Source organism: Exiguobacterium sp. s95 (genome assembly GCF_018618655.1).
GTDB classification, from domain to species: Bacteria; Bacillota; Bacilli; order Exiguobacteriales; family Exiguobacteriaceae; genus Exiguobacterium_A; species Exiguobacterium_A oxidotolerans.
Window position 1 is genome coordinate 26,020 of the sequence record NZ_JACSMM010000009.1, and the last position, 20,573, is coordinate 46,592.

Annotated in this window: 19 protein-coding genes; 8 read left to right on the top strand and 11 right to left on the bottom strand. The window is 47.9% G+C overall.

Going from position 1 to position 20,573, the window contains the following annotated elements; translation table 11 throughout:
- Positions 1–287: 287 nt before the first annotated feature.
- On the top strand, positions 288–863 hold the full coding sequence (locus KNP99_RS12745) for a GNAT family N-acetyltransferase (RefSeq protein WP_088838023.1): 576 nt from the start codon (positions 288–290) through the stop codon (positions 861–863).
- Positions 850–1,788 carry a HEAT repeat domain-containing protein gene (locus tag KNP99_RS12750; RefSeq protein WP_215193302.1) on the top strand — a complete coding sequence of 313 codons (939 nt, stop codon included), beginning with the start codon at positions 850–852 and terminating at the stop codon, positions 1,786–1,788. Before KNP99_RS12745 ends, KNP99_RS12750 begins: the two co-directional genes overlap by 14 nt.
- A gap of 241 nt (positions 1,789–2,029) precedes the next feature.
- Here the strand turns inward: KNP99_RS12750 and KNP99_RS12755 are convergent, their stop codons facing one another.
- Entirely contained in the window at positions 2,030–3,829 is a 1,800-nt protein-coding gene (locus KNP99_RS12755; protein WP_215193303.1) for an LTA synthase family protein, read from the bottom strand.
- A 188-nt stretch (positions 3,830–4,017) separates the two neighbouring features.
- Here KNP99_RS12755 and KNP99_RS12760 point away from each other — a divergent pair, with 188 nt between their 5' ends.
- Both KNP99_RS12760 and wrbA read left to right on the top strand, forming a co-directional pair.
- Positions 4,018–5,064: a DUF2332 domain-containing protein gene (locus KNP99_RS12760; RefSeq protein WP_214770940.1), complete on the top strand. Its 1,047-nt coding sequence runs from the start codon at positions 4,018–4,020 to the stop codon at positions 5,062–5,064.
- Positions 5,065–5,203: 139 nt separating this feature from the next.
- Positions 5,204–5,806 carry an NAD(P)H:quinone oxidoreductase gene (wrbA, locus tag KNP99_RS12765; RefSeq protein ID WP_088838019.1) on the top strand — a complete coding sequence of 201 codons (603 nt, stop codon included), beginning with the start codon at positions 5,204–5,206 and terminating at the stop codon, positions 5,804–5,806.
- An 81-nt stretch (positions 5,807–5,887) separates the two neighbouring features.
- Here the strand turns inward: wrbA and KNP99_RS12770 are convergent, their stop codons facing one another.
- From KNP99_RS12770 to KNP99_RS12795, 6 genes are all read right to left on the bottom strand, one after another.
- Positions 5,888–8,323 carry a HAMP domain-containing sensor histidine kinase gene (locus tag KNP99_RS12770; RefSeq protein ID WP_214846133.1) on the bottom strand — a complete coding sequence of 812 codons (2,436 nt, stop codon included), beginning with the start codon at positions 8,321–8,323 and terminating at the stop codon, positions 5,888–5,890.
- A gap of 240 nt (positions 8,324–8,563) precedes the next feature.
- On the bottom strand, positions 8,564–9,586 hold the full coding sequence (locus KNP99_RS12775) for a zinc-binding alcohol dehydrogenase family protein (RefSeq protein WP_214846132.1): 1,023 nt from the start codon (positions 9,584–9,586) through the stop codon (positions 8,564–8,566).
- 193 nt (positions 9,587–9,779) lie between these two features.
- A complete protein-coding gene (locus KNP99_RS12780) occupies positions 9,780–10,283 on the bottom strand; it encodes a PCYCGC motif-containing (lipo)protein (protein ID WP_088838016.1) in 504 nt (167 codons plus the stop codon).
- Positions 10,284–10,375: 92 nt separating this feature from the next.
- Complete coding sequence (locus KNP99_RS12785) at positions 10,376–11,290, bottom strand: metal ABC transporter substrate-binding protein (RefSeq protein ID WP_088838015.1); 915 nt, start codon at positions 11,288–11,290, stop codon at positions 10,376–10,378.
- A complete protein-coding gene (locus tag KNP99_RS12790; protein ID WP_029331835.1) occupies positions 11,287–12,138 on the bottom strand; it encodes a metal ABC transporter permease in 852 nt (283 codons plus the stop codon). The genes KNP99_RS12785 and KNP99_RS12790 overlap by 4 nt, the downstream gene beginning before the upstream one ends.
- Entirely contained in the window at positions 12,135–12,875 is a 741-nt protein-coding gene (locus KNP99_RS12795; protein ID WP_214808921.1) for a metal ABC transporter ATP-binding protein, read from the bottom strand. The genes KNP99_RS12790 and KNP99_RS12795 overlap by 4 nt, the downstream gene beginning before the upstream one ends.
- A gap of 229 nt (positions 12,876–13,104) precedes the next feature.
- On the opposite strand from KNP99_RS12795, the gene mgtE reads away from it, so the two are divergent.
- Entirely contained in the window at positions 13,105–14,457 is a 1,353-nt protein-coding gene (gene mgtE / locus KNP99_RS12800; protein WP_088838012.1) for a magnesium transporter, read from the top strand.
- Positions 14,458–14,677: 220 nt separating this feature from the next.
- Here mgtE and KNP99_RS12805 read toward each other — a convergent pair whose 3' ends face one another.
- The 4 genes from KNP99_RS12805 to KNP99_RS12820 all read right to left on the bottom strand — a co-directional run bounded on the left by KNP99_RS12805 (position 14,678) and on the right by KNP99_RS12820 (position 18,179).
- The gene (locus tag KNP99_RS12805; RefSeq protein ID WP_088838011.1) at positions 14,678–15,319 is read right to left on the bottom strand and encodes a hypothetical protein; all 642 of its coding nucleotides are present in this window, start codon (positions 15,317–15,319) and stop codon (positions 14,678–14,680) included.
- Positions 15,320–15,336: 17 nt separating this feature from the next.
- Positions 15,337–15,666 carry a potassium channel family protein gene (locus KNP99_RS12810; protein WP_029331830.1) on the bottom strand — a complete coding sequence of 110 codons (330 nt, stop codon included), beginning with the start codon at positions 15,664–15,666 and terminating at the stop codon, positions 15,337–15,339.
- Between the two features lie 10 nt (positions 15,667–15,676).
- The gene (locus KNP99_RS12815; RefSeq protein WP_214767817.1) at positions 15,677–17,245 is read right to left on the bottom strand and encodes a GGDEF domain-containing protein; all 1,569 of its coding nucleotides are present in this window, start codon (positions 17,243–17,245) and stop codon (positions 15,677–15,679) included.
- A 91-nt stretch (positions 17,246–17,336) separates the two neighbouring features.
- The gene (locus tag KNP99_RS12820; RefSeq protein WP_214767814.1) at positions 17,337–18,179 is read right to left on the bottom strand and encodes an SDR family NAD(P)-dependent oxidoreductase; all 843 of its coding nucleotides are present in this window, start codon (positions 18,177–18,179) and stop codon (positions 17,337–17,339) included.
- 137 nt (positions 18,180–18,316) lie between these two features.
- Here KNP99_RS12820 and KNP99_RS12825 point away from each other — a divergent pair, with 137 nt between their 5' ends.
- The 3 genes from KNP99_RS12825 to KNP99_RS12835 are packed head-to-tail and all read left to right on the top strand — an operon-like array spanning position 18,317 to position 20,573.
- Positions 18,317–19,078, top strand: coding sequence for a DeoR/GlpR family DNA-binding transcription regulator (locus KNP99_RS12825; RefSeq protein WP_088838008.1), 762 nt, complete (start codon positions 18,317–18,319; stop codon positions 19,076–19,078).
- Entirely contained in the window at positions 19,075–20,115 is a 1,041-nt protein-coding gene (locus tag KNP99_RS12830; RefSeq protein ID WP_214811525.1) for an oxidoreductase, read from the top strand. Before KNP99_RS12825 ends, KNP99_RS12830 begins: the two co-directional genes overlap by 4 nt.
- A complete protein-coding gene (locus KNP99_RS12835; RefSeq protein ID WP_214811528.1) occupies positions 20,112–20,573 on the top strand; it encodes a heme-degrading domain-containing protein in 462 nt (153 codons plus the stop codon). Before KNP99_RS12830 ends, KNP99_RS12835 begins: the two co-directional genes overlap by 4 nt.

Consider the following 20,573-nt stretch of genomic DNA (forward strand, 5'->3'; position numbering starts at 1 on the left):
TCTTGTAGATATCATTTTGATTTCAGAACCCTTTTTTAGACGCATGCATCGTTGTCATTCTGTAAAAATTTTGCTTCAAGTTTGGCATCTGATTCATATAGGTCGATTCATATTTTTAAGGGTTTATCTTGATAACCTCCTAAGGTTAAAAATATAAGTATTGAAGTTTTCCACCTATTGCAAATTGCAATGATTACATGATTTTTAAGTACTTCTGTCTTTCTTTATGTGCCAAAAAAAGATTAATTTTAAGAAATTATAAGACAGGTTGTGAAAGGTGGAAATCTATGAAGAAAAACGCAGAAATCACAATTCAACCTTTAACGGAACAATCCATAACTATCATCAACGACACAAATGAATCGTTCCCTATCATTGGTAAAGTCCTTCCTCGTTTTTCTGATGGCATTTGGTCTTACGAAGAACAGTTATACGATACCCTATCAGAAATCCGTTTCCCGGATGACACACTGGATTGGTCTACTTATATCGACAGCAGTGAAAAAATTGTTTTGTTAGCTTTTCATGAGAACGAATGCATTGGGCAAATCCGTCTCGTCAAAGACTGGAATCGTTTAGCCTACATTGAAAATATCGCTGTCCGAAGCAGTTTTCGGAAAAGTGGCGTCGGCCATTTGTTGCTTGAAGCAGCCGAAACCTGGGCGAAGGAACAGTCGTTGATCGGCTTATCGCTTGAAGCGCAAAACGATAATTTGATTGCCTGCCGTTTTTATGCCAAAGAAGGATTTGTGCTTGGTGGGGTAGATACGCTGAAACAGTCTGCTAATCCGGAAATTGATATCACGTTGTACTGGTATAAACTGTTTGAGAAGACTAAAGGAACTGCCGATGAACAAAGATGAATTGATCGCATTAGCGGGGCAGATGTCGATTGATGAATATGTGTACGATGAAGAATGGGGTTATTCTACGAGTGAAGGGCCGCCGTCTGACTTGGCTTATGAAACAGCACGGCGTTTTCAGGATATTCAAATGCTTCCTGTGTTAATGGACCTGCTTGAACAGACTAAGCGACTAGAAATGAAACAGTATTACTACTTTATGCTTGGGACAATTGGGATGAATACAGGTGACGTACGTGTTGCTGATTTTCTGTTAGAACGGCTGGCGCAAGAGACGAAGCCGACACTAATTGTCAGCATCCTCGATGAACCGGCGAAACAGGAACGGGTACATGACGCGACGGATATCATCCAGTATGTCGAGGATTCCCGTTCGGCTATTCGAAATTCGGCGATTGATGCACTCGGCTCCTGTCGGGGGGCTTTAGCAGAAGAGGCGTTAATTCGATTTATTACGACCTCCACCGATTCGTTTGAGATCATGAGTGCGAATTTTGTGTTGGCAACGATCGGGACGGAGCGGGTGATTCCGCATCTGTTACCGCTCCTCGATCATCCGAAAGGTGATGTCCGGCACTCGGCACTCAATGCCATCAGTGAACTAGGAGACGACTCGTTCCTGCCAATGTTTATAAAAGGTTTGGAGGATCGGTCGGTCGACGTCAAAGCATATGCGTTGCTCGGAATTGCGAAACACGGGGATGCATCCTCCATTCAGCCGGTCGTCAAACGGCTGAAGACTATGTTGAAGCGAAAGCGGCAGATTCAAAGCGACGATGGTCTGGTTGCACTGCGTTTTTTGAATCGCTATCGACAATCGGATAAGACGATTCCGGTGTTGTTTGACTGGATCATCACGAAAAGATGGGATGTCCTGTTTGACGAGGAACGACAGTGGTTGAATAAATATCGGACATCTCACTAAATGATCCGTTCAAGATGGATTGACTAAAGCACATAAAAAGAGGAGCCGGATGTTGAGTCCTGCTCCTCCTTTAGTGTTGCAGAAATCATTTGAATCACGCGACTCCTGCAGGAAAAAGCGCAAGGTGACTTGCGCTGTCAGAGACAAACAAGACCCGCTTTCCTGTCCAGAGAGGACAGGAAAACTGGCTTGTGTCTCGCCTGAGGAAAGCGCGTGAAGAAAAAGTGATTTCTTAATTCGTTTATTGTTCCAAGCCGTTCTTCTCAATGATGGCATCCGATAGGCGTAAATCCTTCCGGACATCCGCTTGTTTTTTACATAAATCAAGGTCGACTTCGCTTGTCGTCGAGACGTCATAACAGACACCGTTGCCGGCTTTTTCCGTTAAGTCCGCTTCATAATAATAGTTTTGATAACGGAACGAACCATCACGGAACGCCGTCACGTTCGGTTCATCATCGACGAGCGAGTTGCCCATCATGTAGGATGACTCGAGGTTGAGCAAGTCGACGATCGTCGGAGCGATATCGATTTGTCCGCCGTTTTCTTTGATGATCTTTCCGTCCTGTTGATTCGGTTTCTTGATGAACAGCGGAACTTGCCGGTCAAGTTCGAACAGGTCGACCGGGTTGTCGATTCCGGCTTTCTCCCGCAGTTCGCTGCCTTCGTTCGTCAAGCCGCTGTCGTGGTCACCGTAAAAGATCACGAGGGTATCATCCCACATGTTTTTCGCTTTCAATTCGTCAATCATCAGTCCGACGCCTTGATCGACATAATGAACGGTCTGGTAATACCGTTTCAGCATCGGATCGTCGTACCCTGTTAAGTCGAGTTCGCGTTCGTCTTTTGGAATCTCATACGGCGTATGACTCGTCAAGGCGACGAGGAACGAGAAGAACGGCTCTTGTAACGTCTCCATATGTTCGATCGACTTCGTCAAAAACTGTTTATCATTTAAGGCCATTCCGATTTCTTTGTTGTCCGGATAATCTTTATTACTGAAAAAGTGATTGAATCCGAGGTTGTCGTAAACTTTGTCCCGGTTCCAAAACCCTTTGTCGTAGGCGTGCATTGCGGCTGTGTCATAGCCGCTGTCTTTTAACAGTTGCGGTAAGGCGCCGAACTCATTGTCCGGGAAACGGGTGTAGACCGAGCCCGACTTCAACGGGTACAGCGACGTATTCGTAATGAATTCCGCATCCGACGTCCGTCCTTCGTGCGTTTGGTGATAAAACGACTCGAAGTAGAGCGACTCCTGTTTGAGTTCGTTTAAGTGCGGCGTCAGCTCCTGCCCGTTAATCATCTGTCCGATGACGGACCCTTGGAAGGATTCCAGCTGGACCATGATGATGTTCGGTGTGTTGACAGCACCAGCCGTTTCATCCGATGCGGATTGTTCGAGCCGTCGCCGCTCCGCTTCCGTCAATGATTCGTCCGGACTGATGGCCCGCGTGATTCCACCGGCGAGATCGACACCGTGATATCCCCAAAACCCGAGCTGGTAATAGTCCCGCATGTCGGAGATCGACTGGTCGAGCCGCTGCTCCTGTTTGACGACGGCATAGGTGAGCGGTGCTGCGAACAGCACGATGCCGGCGAGAAAAGCGGCAACCGCCGAACGACGTTGTTGTCGCTTCGCAACAGTAAACCGTTTCTTCCGTAAGAAGATTAAAACGAGTCCGAAGATGATGCTATCTGCGAACAGGAAAAAATCGGTCGGGACGATCAGTGCCATGAAACCACTGCCGACATCACTCATCTGCAGCATTTGCGACATCAGGGAAACGGACAGTAAATCGTCAAAGTAGCGGTAATACCAAAGATCTGAGACTAACAGGAAACTATGTAGCACTAACAGACCAAGCCAAATCCAGCGCCGTTTCTTCCACTGGATGAGCAAGGTCCAGCTCGATAACAGCAACATCCCGGCCAGGTTCAACAGGACGAGCTTAAATGAAACTTCTGTGTTCGTATAAAAGCTGAAGAGTGAAAATTTCAGCATACCTAACAGTAAATAAAATGCGTAACCGAATCCGATCATCAAAGCCAACCTCCTTGTCTGTATCATCGTTGTATGATGCTATTTACCCTATAACAAAAGCGAAGGAACATCACGATGTGCTAAAAATTGTGAAATGGTATATTCGTTTATTTTATAAAATATAAAAAAGGGGTTTGGAATAATTTGGTGAATTTATTCAAAAGAACGATTTAGTAGGGGGAATAGCGATGACGAACAAAGAATTAGCGGTACGGTTTCAGACGTTCGCGGAACGCGAGTGTAAGGACTCGAGCCCTTTTTATGAGTACTTATCCCGTCACGTCGCGTGTGACACAGCGATCTTGACAATATGCCAACAGGCACGGGACGGACAACCGGTACCGAACCTCTTGTTTGGTGCCGTCCATTATCTGTTACTAAAAGGGGTCGAGCATCCGTTAGCCCGGTATTATCCGAGTGTGACGACGGACGCCGCACCGTTCGATGAGTCATTTCCGGCTTTTCAGGATTTTTGCCGGGTCTACGAAACGGAATTGATTGAGTTGCTGACGACGCGTCTCGTCCAAACGAACGAAGTCCGGCGCTGTACCTATCTCTATCCGGTCTTCGGGATGATTCATCAAGCCGAACAGCGTCCGCTCGCGTTACTTGAGATCGGTACGAGTGCCGGTCTGCAGTTGCTGTTCGACCAGTACGCATATGACTACGGAACGGGGGAGACGTTCGGAAATCCGGCGTCGCGTCTTCGTTTGACGTCGACGATTGAAGGTGAGCATGTCCCACCGCTTGCACGGACAGCACCACCGATTGCCGAGCGAATCGGGCTTGACTTGAACACCGTTGATTTGACGGATGACGACGAACGATTATGGTTAAAGGCCTTGATTTGGACGGAACACCGTGAGCGGCTTGAACTGTTTGAACAGGCGGCACGTTACGTCGCCGAACATCCACTCGAACTGATTGAAGGGGATGGGATTCAACTCCTTGAACCATGTGCCGAGCGAATTCCGACAGCGCATATCCTCTGTATTTTCCATACCCATGTCGCAAACCAGTTACCGCTTGCACTGAAAAAAGAACTGCTCCACGTCGTCGAGCGGATTGGACAAACGCGTGACGTCTATCACCTGTACAATAACGTTCAGGACCGTTATTTGCACCTTGATCTGTACCGGGACGGGGCACTCCAGGAACAGACGATTGCTGAAACGGACGGGCACGGACGTTGGTTCAAATGGTTGTTGCCGACTGCATCCGTTCTTCCGAACTAAGAAAAAAAGAGAAGCAGGCATCGAAGTTCAGTCACAAAAAATCTTAGGATCAAGATAAAGGCGTTTTTTTACAGACAAAATGGGAAAAGATAACCTGTACATCCATTGTCCGTCACTGTCGTAGAAAAGGAGCGATTCCATGTCTAATGTGAAATTAGCAGTCATTTACTACAGTTCGACCGGTACCAATCATCAACTCGCCACGTGGGCGAAAGAGGCAGGGGAAGCTGCCGGAGCAGAAGTCCGCCTTGCAAAAGTTAAAGAAACCGCACCGGCGGAAGCGATTGCCTCGAATCCACTTTGGCAAAAACATACGGACGCGACACGTGACGTCGAAGAAGCAACCGTCGACTTACTCGACTGGGCGGACGCAATCATCTTTAGTGTGCCGACGCGTTATGGACATGTCCCGGGTCAATTCCAACAATTCCTTGATACGACGGGAGGACTTTGGGGACAAGGAAAACTTGTCGATAAAGTCGTCAGTGCAATGTCTTCTGCACAAAACCCGCATGGTGGTCAGGAAACGACCGTCCTTGCCGTCTATGCGACGATGTTCCACTGGGGTGCAATCGTTGCGGCACCTGGCTATTCGGATCCGGTGCTGTTTGCAGCAGGAGGGAACCCGTACGGAACGACGGTCACCGTCGACCAGGAAGGGAAGATGGTTGAGTCAGTTGAACCTGCCGTCCGTCATCAAGCAAAACGGACAGTCGAAGTGGCGAGCCGTCTCCTGAAGTAAGAGCGCAAATTCAAGCAATCAAAAAAGGACGATCGATAGCGTTTATCGATTGTCCTTTTTGTATGAAGTGTGTAGTTGAAATCAAGCATTCGGATGGCGCAATGGCAAGTCGACGGTGAAAGTCGATCCTTCACCTTCGATGGATTCGACGTGGATTTCACCGTCATGAGCACGGGCGATTTCGCGACAAATCGATAGACCCAGTCCAGTCCCGCCGATTTTGCGTGTATCCGAGTTATCGACCCGGTAGAATTTTTGGAATAATTCACCCATCGCAGAAGTCGGAATCCCGATTCCGTGGTCACGAATCGCGACGGAAGCCTGCGTATCGCGAACCGCTAATTCGATATCGATGGCTCCGCCGGCCGGTGAATATTTGATGGCATTGTTGATTAGGTTCCCGAACAATTGACGGATTTTTTTCGCATCGCCTTCGATTAACAGATGCGTTACATCGTGTGAGACGGTAATCACATGAGTCGTCGAAGAGAGACCGTGGAATTGTTTCAGGTCTTCAATCAGTTCGACTAAATCAAACGATTCAAACTCATATTCCTGACGGTCTGCTTCCATCCGTTGTAAATCCAGGAAATCGTTAATCAGTAGAGATAAGCGTTTTGTCTCTGAGTGAACGGCTTCGAGGTAAGTCTTTTGCCGCTTCGGTGACAGCTCACGTTCAATCATCAATTCGGTAAATCCGTAAATCGATGACAAGGGTGTCCGTAATTCGTGCGAAATCGTTGAAACGAGTTCATTTTTTAAACGATCGATTTCGACTTCGTTCGTGACGTCACGCATAACGAGCATGATGCCACGGAACTGACCACCGTAGTGGATTTTTTCAGAATACGTTTTGATGAAACGTTTTTCCTGATCGATCGAGAACAGGATACCTTCACCGGTTTCGTGCTCAATAAAGGTTTGATGCAAATAACGCTCAAACTCAGGCAGTTGGTCAACCCGGTATTTTAAATTGACGATCGATTCATCAATATCAAGCAACCAGTCGACTTCCGAATCTTGTTCGATTGAATGGTTGAATAGATCAAGTAACGGCCGGTTAATTAACTGATTGGAGCCGTCCGGTTCAATGTAGACGACGGACTCACGGATTGAGTTTAGAAGACGGGATGTCTTCTCACGTTCACGGTCGATCTCATCAAACGTTCGCATCCGAAGCAGGGATAGGGCGAGTTGACGTGAGAAGGTCGCAAGTTCTTCTTGTTCTTGTTTGTTGAAGGCCATGTCTAGACGCATTAAATAGATATAGGCAATGATTTCATCCGTACTCGGATCAAGAACCGGAGTAACGGCTAAGGCGCATTCAGCATTTTGTGCCGTATGCGGTATCTTATCACGGCGCGCTTGACGGATTAATGGTTCAATCGTCGCGATCAAGGTGTCCTGTTCTTGATCTGTCATCGCGTGCGAGATGATATTGGTTACAGTCGTTCCTTCTTTAAAGATAAGTGATCCATGCGTCGACCCTGTAATTTCAACCATTTTTTCGATGACAGCAGGATAAGCCGTCACGGAGTCACGGGAAGCAAGCGTCTCTGTCAGTTGGTTCCGTATTTTTAGTAATGCTTCATTGCGTAACGTCACTTTGAGTGCTTGTTCCAAGTTATCGTTCGTCGACATCAGGCGATGCTTGTTATCAATCAGGGCGGATGCCATCTGATGAAACGATTTACTAAGTTCGCCGATTTCGTCAGAGCGTTCAATCGGAATCAGTGGTGCTGTATGTTGTCCTTGCGCGAGCAATTTACTTTCTTTACTCAGCAGTTGGATTTGACGCGTCGTCCGTTCGATGAAAGGACGAACGAGGAGTAACACGACGAGAAACAGGACTGCTAGGTTGATTAACCAAATCCAACCGGCGTATTTCGTCTGTTGAACGAGTTGGTCTTTTGCTGTTGCTTCCTTTGCGTTTAAGCTGTTTCGGTAACTCGTAAAGACACTTTCCATCGTGTTGACACTCGTGCGCATCGTTTCGCTATCGGAAGCATCCATTTTAAATTTCCGGTCAGGGTCTGACGGAATGTCTGGCATCATTGCTTTTAAACTCGGCATCTCAAGAAACGTTTCATCAATCGCTCCTGACTGTTTCGCTTGGACGTAACGGATGAGACTCGGCATGACGAATTTCGTATACGACGTATAGAGCGATCGGATGTCAGTCGCATAAATTTGATCAGCTTCATAAATCCGATTTTGTTCGAACCATTTCGTCTGGCGCTCGAGTGATGCTTGTTTCGACTCGATCACATCCATGACGGCGTCATCTCCGAAGACGACATAGCCCCTGACTTCATACTGAAGCGACTGCCATGTATCCCAGAGCTTCGTCGCGCGGTCTTCTCTGGTGCTGATATCGTCAATCCTACTTTCGGCATTAGCGACTTGATGATTTGTATAAAAGTAAGCAGCAATCGAGGTCGTTGAAAGTACAAGTAAGATAAGATAAAAAGCGAACATGATTTGCCGACTGATTTTTTTATTTAACCATTTATTCATATAATTTTTAAATGCTCCTTTACGTCAGCGTATATATGCATTAGATGTAACTTGTGTACATATTTTTCTTATCATAATCGTACATTTTTTAGACTTAAAAATATAGAAGAAAAGTTAAAATATCTTTAATATGAGAAATTAACATTAGAAAAGACATACTGATTGACAGTATGCCTGAGCGTAGAATTGACCTTAGTTAAGTTAGTGTTTTACTTGAATGGCTTGGGTGAAGTGACCGGATCATGCTTCTGCGACGACGACCTTCCCGATCGTCTTCCCACTTTCGACGAGACGATGGGCTTCTTTTAAGTTTGCTGCATTGATGTCGGTCAAGGTTTTGGTGACCGTCGTTTCTAACTCCTCTGCATCGATCCACGCCGCGACTTGCGTCAAGATATCGTGTTGGCGCATCATGTCAGGCGTTTGGAACAGGGACCGGGTGAACATGAATTCCCAGACGAAGTTCGCACTCTTCTGTTGCAAGGCACTTAAATCAAGCAATTTGTCGGTCTCGACGATGCTGCAAATACTTCCTTGCGGCGCAATGACATCGACCATCGCTTCAAAATGCTGATCGGTCGCATTCAAACAAAAAATGTAGTCGACGTACGAATAGCCGAGTGCTTCCAGTTGCGGGCGGAAGTCCTCATGGTGGTTGATCGTATGGTGTGCCCCGTGTGCTTTCGCCCAGTCAATAGTTTCACTGCGCGAAGCCGTCCCGATGACGGTCAGTCCGGCTTTGTTCGCGAGTTGCGTCGCGATGGAACCGACACCTCCGGCTGCACCGACGATTAAAATCGTCTTGTCGAGGTTCGACTTGGCGTCAAACGAGATATGGAGGCGATCGGTTAATGCTTCGTATGCCGTTAGTGTCGTCAGTGGTAAGGCTGCTGCTTCAGCAAACGTCAACCGTTCCGGTTTTTTCGCGACGATTCGCTCGTCGACGAGTTGGAACGTACTGTTTGATCCCGGACGATCGATGGCACCGGCATAATAGACTTCGTCACCGACTTCAAACCGTCCGACGTCATTCCCGACTTCGACGATGATTCCGGCAGCATCATACCCGATGACTTTCGGTTCCGTTTCATCTTGACCGTGTGCCCGGACTTTCGTATCGACCGGATTGACGGAAACGGCTTTGACTTCGACGAGTACATCATGACCAGTCGCTTCCGGACGTGGCAGTTCAAGATTAATCAAACTATTCTCTTCTGTAATCGGCAAGTGTTGGTGAAATCCAACGGCTTTCATCTGTGTCATCTGTCGTCATCCTTTCCTGTTTCAGGTATCTCTTCAAAATGTTCCACCGTGTAGCTGAAATGAAACGTCTACAGAAAGAAGGAAACACTAACGCTTTGAATGCTAATTGTGCGTCAACAAAAAAAGCCCCATCGATCAGACGACGCATTTAAAGATGCGCAGCCGTGTGAGTAAGGGGCTTTTTGAATGAGTATTATAATGCAGGTGTTTTTGTCGGGGCGACTCCAGTAGTTGCGTAAGTTGCATCGATGTCTTGGCGGATTTTTTTGATCGGTGTTCCTTGTTGGTAGGCGACGATGGATTGTGCCGCGATATCGAGACATGTCCCGCATGTGATGCCGTGTGTTGTCCACGTCGTTTCACCTGCTGCTGTCTGATCGGCGATGAAACAGTCATAGTTACTCGTATGACCGGCTGTCTCACCGCATCCACAGTAACACGGCATTTTTTCAAGTAAGTCTTGATGCTTGGCGACGGCAAGATAAATCGTTTGGATCGATTCATCGGTTTCTTTTAAGAAAGCGGGTGCAATCGTCTTGGCACTCGTTTTTTCGAGTTGATCCCCTGCACCGTGCGTCTCGTGCTCTGCATGTTCTGTGCTCATCTGCTTGTCTGTATGTTGTTCCGCTGGGGCACAAGCGCCGAGCGCTAGACTTGCCGTCAACGTTAGTGTAAACCAACGTACTTGTCGTTTCATGAACTTCCCTCCAAATCGATTTCCTCTATCAGTCAGTATACCGTGTCGTTTAATCGATTTGAGAGGGGGATGATGACGATTTAATGACTAGCTCATTTCAATTGTTGTTCAATCGTATCGAAGTTCGCTTCCATCATCGTCAAATAGGTCGATCCGTCTTTTCCTTCGGCACCGAGTGAATCGGTGTAGAGCGTACCACCGATCGGGACGCCGGTTTCACGCGAGACAGTTTCCATGCTCCGACGATCGACGCTCGTTTCGACGAACAGGACGGGAATCTCTTGTTGTTTAATCAAGTCGACGACGCGGCGAACTTGATCCGGCGTCCCTTGGTTATCTGAATTGATTTCCCAAATGTAATCGGCTTTAAAATCGTAAGCATCGCTAAAGTATTTAAAAGCACCTTCGCTCGTAATCAGGTGACGTTGTTCTTCCGGTATCCGGGCAAAGCGTTCTTTTGCTCGCGTATCGAGTGTTTCAAGTTCTTGAATATAGGACGATGCATTTTTTTCATAATCAGCTTTATGTTCCGGGTCTTCTTTAATGAGACCGTCTTTGACATTTTCGACATACTGAATTCCGTTTTGAAGATCGAGCCATGCATGGGGATCGGTTTCCTGTTCTTTCCCTTTAGATGTCAGGTACTTCGGATCGACACCTTGACTCAGTTCATAGACAGGAGCATCTTTATCGTCTTTGTTCGTACTTGAACGTAATTTGTTGAACCATGAACCTCCAGCTTCAAGGTTGAGTCCGTTGTAAAAGACGACATCGGCATCTGCCATTTTTCGAACATCCGTCGGAAGTGGGTCATATTCATGCGGGTTTGCTCCGATTTTGACCATACTATGGACCTCGACGTGTTCACCGCCGACGACGCGGGCCATGTCCTCTAAAATCGAATAGGTCGTGACGACCTGAAGTTTATCGTTGTCTGTTGATTCACTTGAACATCCAGCGAGTAGCGCGCTGAGACCGACGAGTGGAATGAGCGTTTTTAATTTCATGAAGCAACCTCCTTTGTTGATGTTTTCCATTTCCGCATCAAACCGTGGCGCGGGGAAAAAATGAAGACGAGCGCAAACAATGCGGTTGCGACGAGAACAATCGACGCACCGGAAGACAGATTGTACGTGAAGCTCAAGTAAAGACCGATGATGGCGGAAATCGTTCCGAAGCTGGCCGACAGGAAAATCATCCGTGAGAGCCGGTTCGTCAACAGATAGGCTGTCGCAGCAGGCGTAATCAGCATCGCGACGACGAGAATGATGCCGACGGTCTGTAAGGAGGCGACCGTGACGAGCGTCAACATCATCATCAGTAAATAATGGATGAATCGTGTCGAAAGACCGTAGGCAGCTGCCATCGTCGGGTCGAACGAGGTCACGAGTAATTCCTTGTAAAAGAGATAAATGCCACCGAGGACGATGATACCGATGATGAGGGTCATCCACATATCACTCGGACGGACGGCGAGCACGTTACCGAACAGGATGTGGTACAGGTCGCTGCTACTGCGTAAAAATGAAATCAGGATAATCCCGAGAGCGAAGGCGGACGTGAAGAGAATGCCGATCGCTGTATCATTCTTGATACGACTGTTTTGGCTGACGAATCCAATCCCGAGTGCCGTCAGCAGACCCGTTGCGACCGCTCCGATGAAGAAGTTGATTCCAAGCAAGTAGGAAATCGCGACACCGGGTAAGACGGCGTGCGAAATCGCGTCGCCCATCAAAGACATGCCGCGCAGAATGATGAAACATCCGATCACGCCGCAAATCACACCGACCATGATGGACGTGATGAGTGCTTTTTGTAAAAAATCGTATTGAAAAATCGCTTCGATGAAATTCATGAGGAGACCTCCGCTTTCTTCAAGAAGGCAAGTGGATTCCCGTAAGCCCCTTCAATCGTATCTGCTTGCAAGACCTCTTCCGGTCGACCGTACGCGATTGCCGTCTTGTTAAGGAGTAATAATTCGTCAAAATAATCAGCTGCCTTACTCAAATCGTGATGGACGACGATGATCGTTTTGCCTTCGTCACGCAACGTGCGCAGGAGATCGATGATGACACGTTCACTGACGACATCGACACCGACGAACGGTTCGTCGAGTAATAAAAGTTCAGCTTCCTGGGCAAGCGCACGAGCTAAGAAGACCCGTTGTTGCTGTCCACCAGACAGTTCACCGATTTGGCGGTCGGCGAACTCGCTCATGCCGACGCGTTCGAGACAAGCACTCGCAAAAGCGCGGTGGTGTTTGTTCGGTCGTTTGAACAACCCGAGCTTCGGATAACAACCGATCAGTACGGCATCGAGGACACGAATCGGAAAATCCCAATCGATGGCACTCCGTTGTGGGACATAGGCGATTTGAGTTCGCGTCGCATCAATCGTTTGTCCGAGCAGGGTGATTTTTTTAGCTTGCGCAGGAATCAACTCCATTAAGGCTTTGATGAACGTTGATTTCCCGGCCCCGTTCGGACCGATGATGCCGACGAGCTGACCGGATAAAATGTTTAACGACACATCTTCAAGTGCCGTCGTCTCAAAATAGGAGACAGATAATTGTTCTACTTCTATGGCGTACATCGTACATGCTCCTTTCAAATTTTAATGAAGGTATAAAAAGTTTCCTTAGGGCAAAAAAAGAACTAAAAAAATTAGATTGCATAAAGTCATGTATCATTCGTTAAACTATAAATGTTTCCTTAGGGCAAACTTTAACGGGTTTGTCTGCAAATGTCAACTGGATTCAAAGGGGGGAGCTTTTGAACATCTCATGCTAAGATATAGAAGGAGAAAACGTGGGGGTGGTAACGTGAGTCAGTCGAATGAACAACAGTGGAAGTTATTGTTGCTGGATGCGCTGTTAAAAGAGCGTCGTGAACAAGCACAACAAGCGATTGAGGAAGTCTATCCATATGACTTAGCAAAGCTTTATGTTGAGCTAGAACCAGTCGAGCAAGAACGGCTGCTTCGTTATCTCGATCACGAGCGTTTAGCAGATGTCATTGAGGAACTTGAGCTTGAACAACAATTAGAAGTCTTGCGTCGACTCGATGTCGAACATGCAGGTCACGTAATGGACTTGATGGAAAACGATGATTTAGTTGACCTCTTAGAAGAGCTGCAAGAAGAGGAAGTCGACCGCCTTCTGTCCGGTATGCGTCAGGATGAAGCGCTCGTCGTCCGAAACCTGCTGACCTATCCAGTCGAGACAGCCGGTCGCTTGATGACAAACCGTTTTATTTGGGTCCCGGAAGACTTCACGGTCGGAGAGACCGTCGAAAAGATGCGTGACTATATCGAGTATTCGGAAACGATTAATTATGTCTACGTCGTCAATCAGTTGAGTGAACTCGTCGGTGTCATCTCATACCGGAATTTAATTCTTGCGAATAATGCCGAGCAGATTGGTGACGTCATGGATCAAAAAGTCATCCGTGTATCGGCTGAAACCGATCAGGAAGATGTCGCGAAGATGTTCGAACGCTATGACCTCGTTTCGTTACCTGTCGTCGAAGGCGATGTACTCGTCGGTCTGATTACGGTCGATGATGCGTTAGATGTTTTACGGGAAGAAGCGAATGAGGACATCGAGAAGCTGGCAGCGTCCGGTAAGTCGATTGATTTTGAGACGAAACCACTGATTGCCGCAACACGTCGGTTGCCTTGGTTGATTTTATTACTGTTCATCGGCCTCGTTTCCGGTTCGATCATCAGTCAGTTTGAGGAGACACTATCGAAAGTCGTTGCGCTCGCCTTCTTCATGCCGATGATTGCCGGGATGACCGGAAACACAGGAACGCAATCACTTGCGGTCGTTGTCCGGGGGTTGATTACACGGGAAGTCGACAAAAAGGTCGTTACGCGTTTGATTTTACGGGAATTCCGCGTCGGTTTAATCATCGGGGTGACGTGTGGAATTTTAATCGCCATCATTGCCTATGTCTGGCAGGGAAATCCGATTCTTGGTCTCGTCGTCGGTAGTTCGTTAATCATCACGTTGATTTTCGGAACGCTCGCCGGGACAATCATTCCGCTGATTTTGCACCGGTTGAAGATTGACCCGGCGATTGCCTCGGGTCCACTCATTACGACGCTCAATGACATCTTGTCGTTACTCGTTTATTTCGGGATTGCGACTGCCTTTATCAATCATTTGATGTGAAACATTGAAGAAGCACGCCTGACGATTTGTCAGGCGTGCTTCTTTCGTGTAGACAAAGTTGTAGTCGTGAAAGGAGAGCGTCGTTCATTTCGTTGCTTTCCCCGCAGGAGTCAACGAAACATGATGCTTTTTAGGCGTGTCGCTTTGAAGACGAGAAAGCGCTATAAGGCAGTATACCTACATGAACTCTTCGACCTCGATAAGCGATACATCGCCTGAATCAAGGCGTCATCCGTGTCCAAACAGCGAGCGGACCGATATCATCAAATCCGGCTTCGAGTGCTGTGATCAGTTGATCGCCATACTCGTAGCCAACGATTCGTTGCCCGGGAAAATGGGCTGAACTGAGCCGAATGACATCGTCCCATAAGCGCTCGTCTAGATAATCCGATGTTAAATGCGAAAGTCCCGTCGTCTGTCCGTTCGAAAAAGCGATAAAGGCAGCTTGTTGTTGATCGGAGAAAAACAGGCGGACCTCTTTTCGATTGAATAGGTCACGTGGTAAGTCATGGACGTCGACGAGTTTGAAAAACTGTTCTGCAAGCCGCACGTTTGTCACGACCGTCCAGTCAGGCGGCAGGGCCAGACGATCATAAATCGGTTGGCGTGCAATCCACTCTGCTGTAAAGAGATGAGTCAGACCGTCTTTTGAAAAATCATAGCTCGCCGTACAATCTTTGATACTGCTTGCTGTATCGAACGTCAAGTGTTGATGGGGCGTCCGAATCATCACTTCTGGATACAGTGCAGGCACGTCTCCGGTCGCAATCCATTGATCGTCCGTTTCCTTTACGGTACAGCCGTGGAGCTCACAGATGAGCCGACACCAGTCGAAGTTGTTTTGAATCGCGGCTTGTCGCATCGGACGTTCTCCCTTCATCAATCTTCGTCGGGTTGCTTAATCAATACGTACGAGAGGGTAGCAATCAAGGTCAGGAACAGACCGCATCCAATCGTAATGTAGGCCATCGTGAAGATTTTACTAAGTGTCGTCGTCGGAACGAACGTCGGGTGACCGATCGTACTGAGCGTCGTGATGCAGAAATAGAGAGCATCGACGATCGATAAATTTTCTTCGGTGCTATAGAAAATTGTTCCGGAAACTAACGTCAACAAACAGAGGAACAGGAGTCCCTGGAAATAAGAAATCTGAAACGCTCGTCGAATGCCTTTGAACAACCGTGAAAAAATCGCTAAAAATGAAATCATACAAATCTCCTTAATGCTGACGCAATGTTTTGTCCATCGTATCATGAATCCGGTAATCATTTTTACCGTTGTTTTTGACGTCATACATCGCCTGGTCTGCATGGTGAATCAATGTATCAAGGTTGATCCCGTGGTCAGGTGAAAAACTGATCCCGATACTCGTTCGGATGTCGATTAATTCTTCAGCTAGCGTGAAAGGATTGACTTGGAACCGCTCGAGCAAGGACGTCGCGAAGTGGTGCAGCTGTTCTGGTGTCTGGTCATAGAGCAATAAGAAAAATTCATCGCCTCCGACACGTGCCGCAAATCCGATTTCTGCAACATGTTCTTCTAGCAGCTGTGCGATGTGAATTAAATATTCATCACCGATTTGATGACCGAACGTATCGTTGATCGCTTTGAATCCGTCGAGATCGACGACGGCAATCGAGCAACTCGCGTGTTGTAAGAGTTCCGCCGCGGCTGTTTCGTAAAAGCTGCGTCGGTTCGGAATCTTCGTCAAGGGATCGTTATAGGCGAAGAAACGAATCGCTTGTTCCGCCTCTTTCGAAGCTTGAATGTCACGAATGAGCAACATCCCATGCAGTTCTTGTTCGATGAAAACGAAATCCCCATCCATGACGACATACCGTTCCTGTTTTTGAATCGTCGCGACTTTCGTTTCGTATTCGATGAATTGATTAGAAGAGTCAAAGTGGTGTGTGTAATGTTCGAGCCAGTCCGTTCGCTTGTTTTGCGGCAAGTAATCAAGGAACGACTGTCCGACGAGTTCCGTTTCTTCGAGCAGTTGATAGGCGGCCGGATTAGCACTTTCGATGACGCCACTGCGGTCTAGAAGAACGATGGCTGATGGGTTCAAGTTGTAGAGTGTCGCGAAGCGTGTTTGATAAGAAGCCAAGAAATCAAATCGACGCATTGACATCGTGATGGCAGCCGCCCAAAAGAGTCCGCCATACATATACGCATACGGTGGGATCTTGCCGTAAAACGAAAAGTAACCGAACAAAATGTTCCAGATGAGTGTGAACGAAGCAGCGAAAATCAGTAAGGTGATAATCCCCCGCCGCGCATCGTTTAATTGTTTGCGTGTATAAACAAGTAACGTGAAGACCAAGGTGTGAAACACGTTTCCGACGGTGATTGTAATTAAATAAGATGAATTGAATTCTGGGTAGATGAACAGACCGACTTGTTCAAAACGTTGGCTGTTGATGACATTCGTTTGAAAGAGATAAGTTACGAGGACGATGAGCATCGGTGCATAAAAAATCCCGGGATACAAAAAACGGGGGATTTTTTTTCGAAGATTTGAGACACGAAAGATAAAGTGAAGAGACGTACTAAATACAAGTAATCCGGCATTTCCGAACCAGTACGTCACGAAAGCTGGACTCATTTCAATCGGCGAAGCATTTCGGAAAAATTCGCCTAAGAACATCATCCCGTAAGCAAATGTGAACAGACTTAACAGGCGGTGTTCCGCTCGTTTCGGATTGCGTAAGAAAATGTCGACGGACATATAAAACATGATGAACGTGGGTAGTAGATAAACCGCGGTAAACAAAAATAATGTCGTCATGACAAGACCGCCCTTTCTAAGCTGTAGGTATATAGTCTCAGTATAGGACGTCTGACGAGAGGGTGACGGCGTTTTTTTTACAAGAGGGAAATCATTCAAGATTTAATGTCAATTGACGTGTCTTCATGATACCGATTAATCCGGACGGATCGGCAGATGTCTTATGCGCGACGAAAGCCTCGTCGACCGGTGTCGTGCGGACGCGCAGCGGTTTTGGTTCTTTCATGTGGACGAGGGCATAAACCAACTCAGCGATTTCACGCGATGCTTGGCGCGTCGCATGGTGTTTCCGGTACAGACGTAAATAATTTTCGACGATTGGTTTAAAATCATCCTCATGCAAGCCGCCTGACTGCTCGAGCTGGTCAAGAACGTTTGCCGTGAAGTTCGTCTCGACGGCACCGGGCTCAATCAGTGTCACATCAATTGAAAAGAACGGTTTGTAATAGGTCGCGAGGCTTTCGAGTAAACCTTCGACGGCAAATTTGCTCGCACAATAAATTTCATTGAGTGGTTGTCCGACGAGTCCGCTCGTACTTGAAGTCGCGAGCAAGTGACTCCCGTGCGGTGCCGCTTTTAACAGGGGCAGACACTGTTCAATCGTTCGCATCACGCCAAAGACGTTCGTCTCAAACAGTTGGTTGATCTCATAACTCGTCGCCTGCCCGATTGCCCGCAGTAAGCCTTGGCCGGCATTACAAAACAAGACATCGAGATGACCGACCTCTTGTTCGATTTGGTGAGAAGCTGCTTTCAAACTTTTCGTATCCGTGACATCAAGTGTAATGAAGCGAAGGTGAGTAGAACTAAAGTCTTCAAGTGTTTCCGTTCGTTCGCGTACCCCCGCGTAAACTGTCCATCCGGATTCAGCAAAGCGACGAGCTGTCGCTAATCCGATTCCTGACGAGGCACCCGTAATTAACATGGATTTCATATCGTCGTCCCTCCTTATCTAATGTGGCATTAGTTTCCTTTACCCGAATCTGGATACGTTTTATTTGCATTAAAATTGCAATTTTTAATGAAAAAAATTAAAATAAAGGAAAGAATTGAATATAAGGAAGGTGCTTTATGGGTCAAGCAGAACGATTACAAAAGATGCGTGAATGGATTAAGACGACGCCGGAGCTGACGCTCGATCAACTGGTCGAAACGTATCAAATTTCGCGGGATACAGCACGGCGTGACATCATTCAACTGGAAAGTGAAGGCGATATCATTCGCATCAAAAACGGGCTTGTTCGTGCGGGGGCGAAGCGCACCTTGAAGTACGATCAACGGACGGAGCAACCAGAGAAGGAACGGATTGCAAAACGGGCCTCGATGCGAATCAAGCAGGATGACCGGATTGTACTCGATGCGGCGACGACGGTCGCGAAGATGACGGCGTATATTCCGTTCTATTCCTTACAGGTCATCACCAATTCACTTGAAATCGCGGAGCAGATCGGCGAACGGGCAAACGTCGACTTGTATGTCACGGGTGGCAAGTTCGATCCGCATGCGAAGAGTCTCGTCGGTATCAAAACAGCGGATGACATCCTGCATTATCAAGTCGACCGCGTGTTCCTCGGAGCGTGCGGACTGACAAGTGAAGGGGTGTTCGCAGAAAATTTAGAAGAAGCGATTGTCAAAAAGGCGATGATTCGGAGCGGGGCAGAAGTGATTGTCTTAGCCGACCGGACGAAGTTCGACAAACGTTTTTTCCATAAAGTCTGTAGCTTAGAACAACTCGATGTTCTGATTACGAACGAGCGCCCATCTGCGGATTGGGAAGAACGACTACATCAAGCAGACGTCACGATTGAAGTGGCGAAGGAGGAATTGACATGACACCGATTCAAACCACGATTGTCGGATTCGGCTTTTCAGCTGTAACGTTCCATGCCCCGTTACTCGAGGCGTTACCCGAATTCCATGTGCGACAAGTCGTCTCACGTGACGCAGGAAAAGTCCACCGTGTCTTTCCGGAAGCGCGTGTCGTTAAGACGCTCGACGAGGCCTTGCACGATCAAGCGACAGAGCTCATCGTCATCACGACACCGACAGGTCTTCATTTCGAGATGGCGAAGCAAGCAATCGAAGCAAACAAACATGTCTTACTCGAAAAACCGGCCGTTGTTACGATTGAGGAAGGGGAGGCGCTACTGGCACTTGCCGAACAACATCGGGTGCATGTCGCCGTGTATCACAACCGTCGCTATGACGGTGACTTCCTGACGGTCGAGCAATTGATAGAAGCCAATGAAATCGGTGATTGGCAACTTCTCGAGTCACGTTTTGACCGTTACCGTCCGGTCGTCCGTGACCGCTGGCGGGAGAAGCAGGGAGCGGGTTCCGGCATCTTGTTTGATCTCGGTTCCCATTTGATTGACCAAGCGCTTGCCTTGTTCGGTGAACCGGACGAATTGACGGGTGACGTCTTGATACAACGTGACGGGGCAGAGACGGATGACGGCTTCCATATCACGCTGCACTATGGCAAACGCCGGGTGATTCTTCGCTCGACATCGTTCGTTCAAGGACCGACACCACGTTTTGAGTTGCACGGTACGCGGGGAAGCTATGTGAAATACGGGATGGACCCGCAAGAAGCGCGACTTGCTTCAGGGCGGGAAGCGGACGGGACATTAGGTGAGGACGACCCGGAGGACTTTGGTCATCTGCAGCTGGCAGAACAGGCAGCAGAACGGCTGGAAACGCTATCCGGAAACTACCTCGGCTATTACCGCGACTTAGCGGACGGGTTAGCGACAGGGCGACTGCCGGTCGACTTGCATGATGCTTTGAAGACAATGAAGCTGATCGAAGCCGTCCGCAAAAGCAGTGAAGATGGACGGACGATCTGTCGGAAGGAGTGGGACAGATGAACATCGAAACTTTACTCGAACAAGAAAAACAGCTCGTCTTGACGAGTTTGACGAATCAAGAGGCGATTGCTGCCGGACAATACGTCATTGAGCGGGCACTGCGCGAAGAGTTAGCGGTTGCCGTCGAAATCAAACGCAATGGGCAACGTCTCTATTACGCGGCACTCGAAGGAACGGCTCCCGATCAAGAAGAATGGATTCGCCGTAAATCAAACGTCGTCACCCGTCACGGACATAGCTCGCTCTACATGCGTGTCTACAATAAACTGAAACAACGGTCCTACCATACGATGTACGCCGTTGCGCCAGGCGATTATGCGGATGCGGGGGGATCGTTTCCGATTCGGGTCGCAGGCGTCGGGATCATCGGTACACTGACCGTGTCAGGGTTGTCGCAAGAGGCCGATCATCAATTAGCGATCGATGCGTTGACTTTTTTAAAACAACGAATGGCGTAA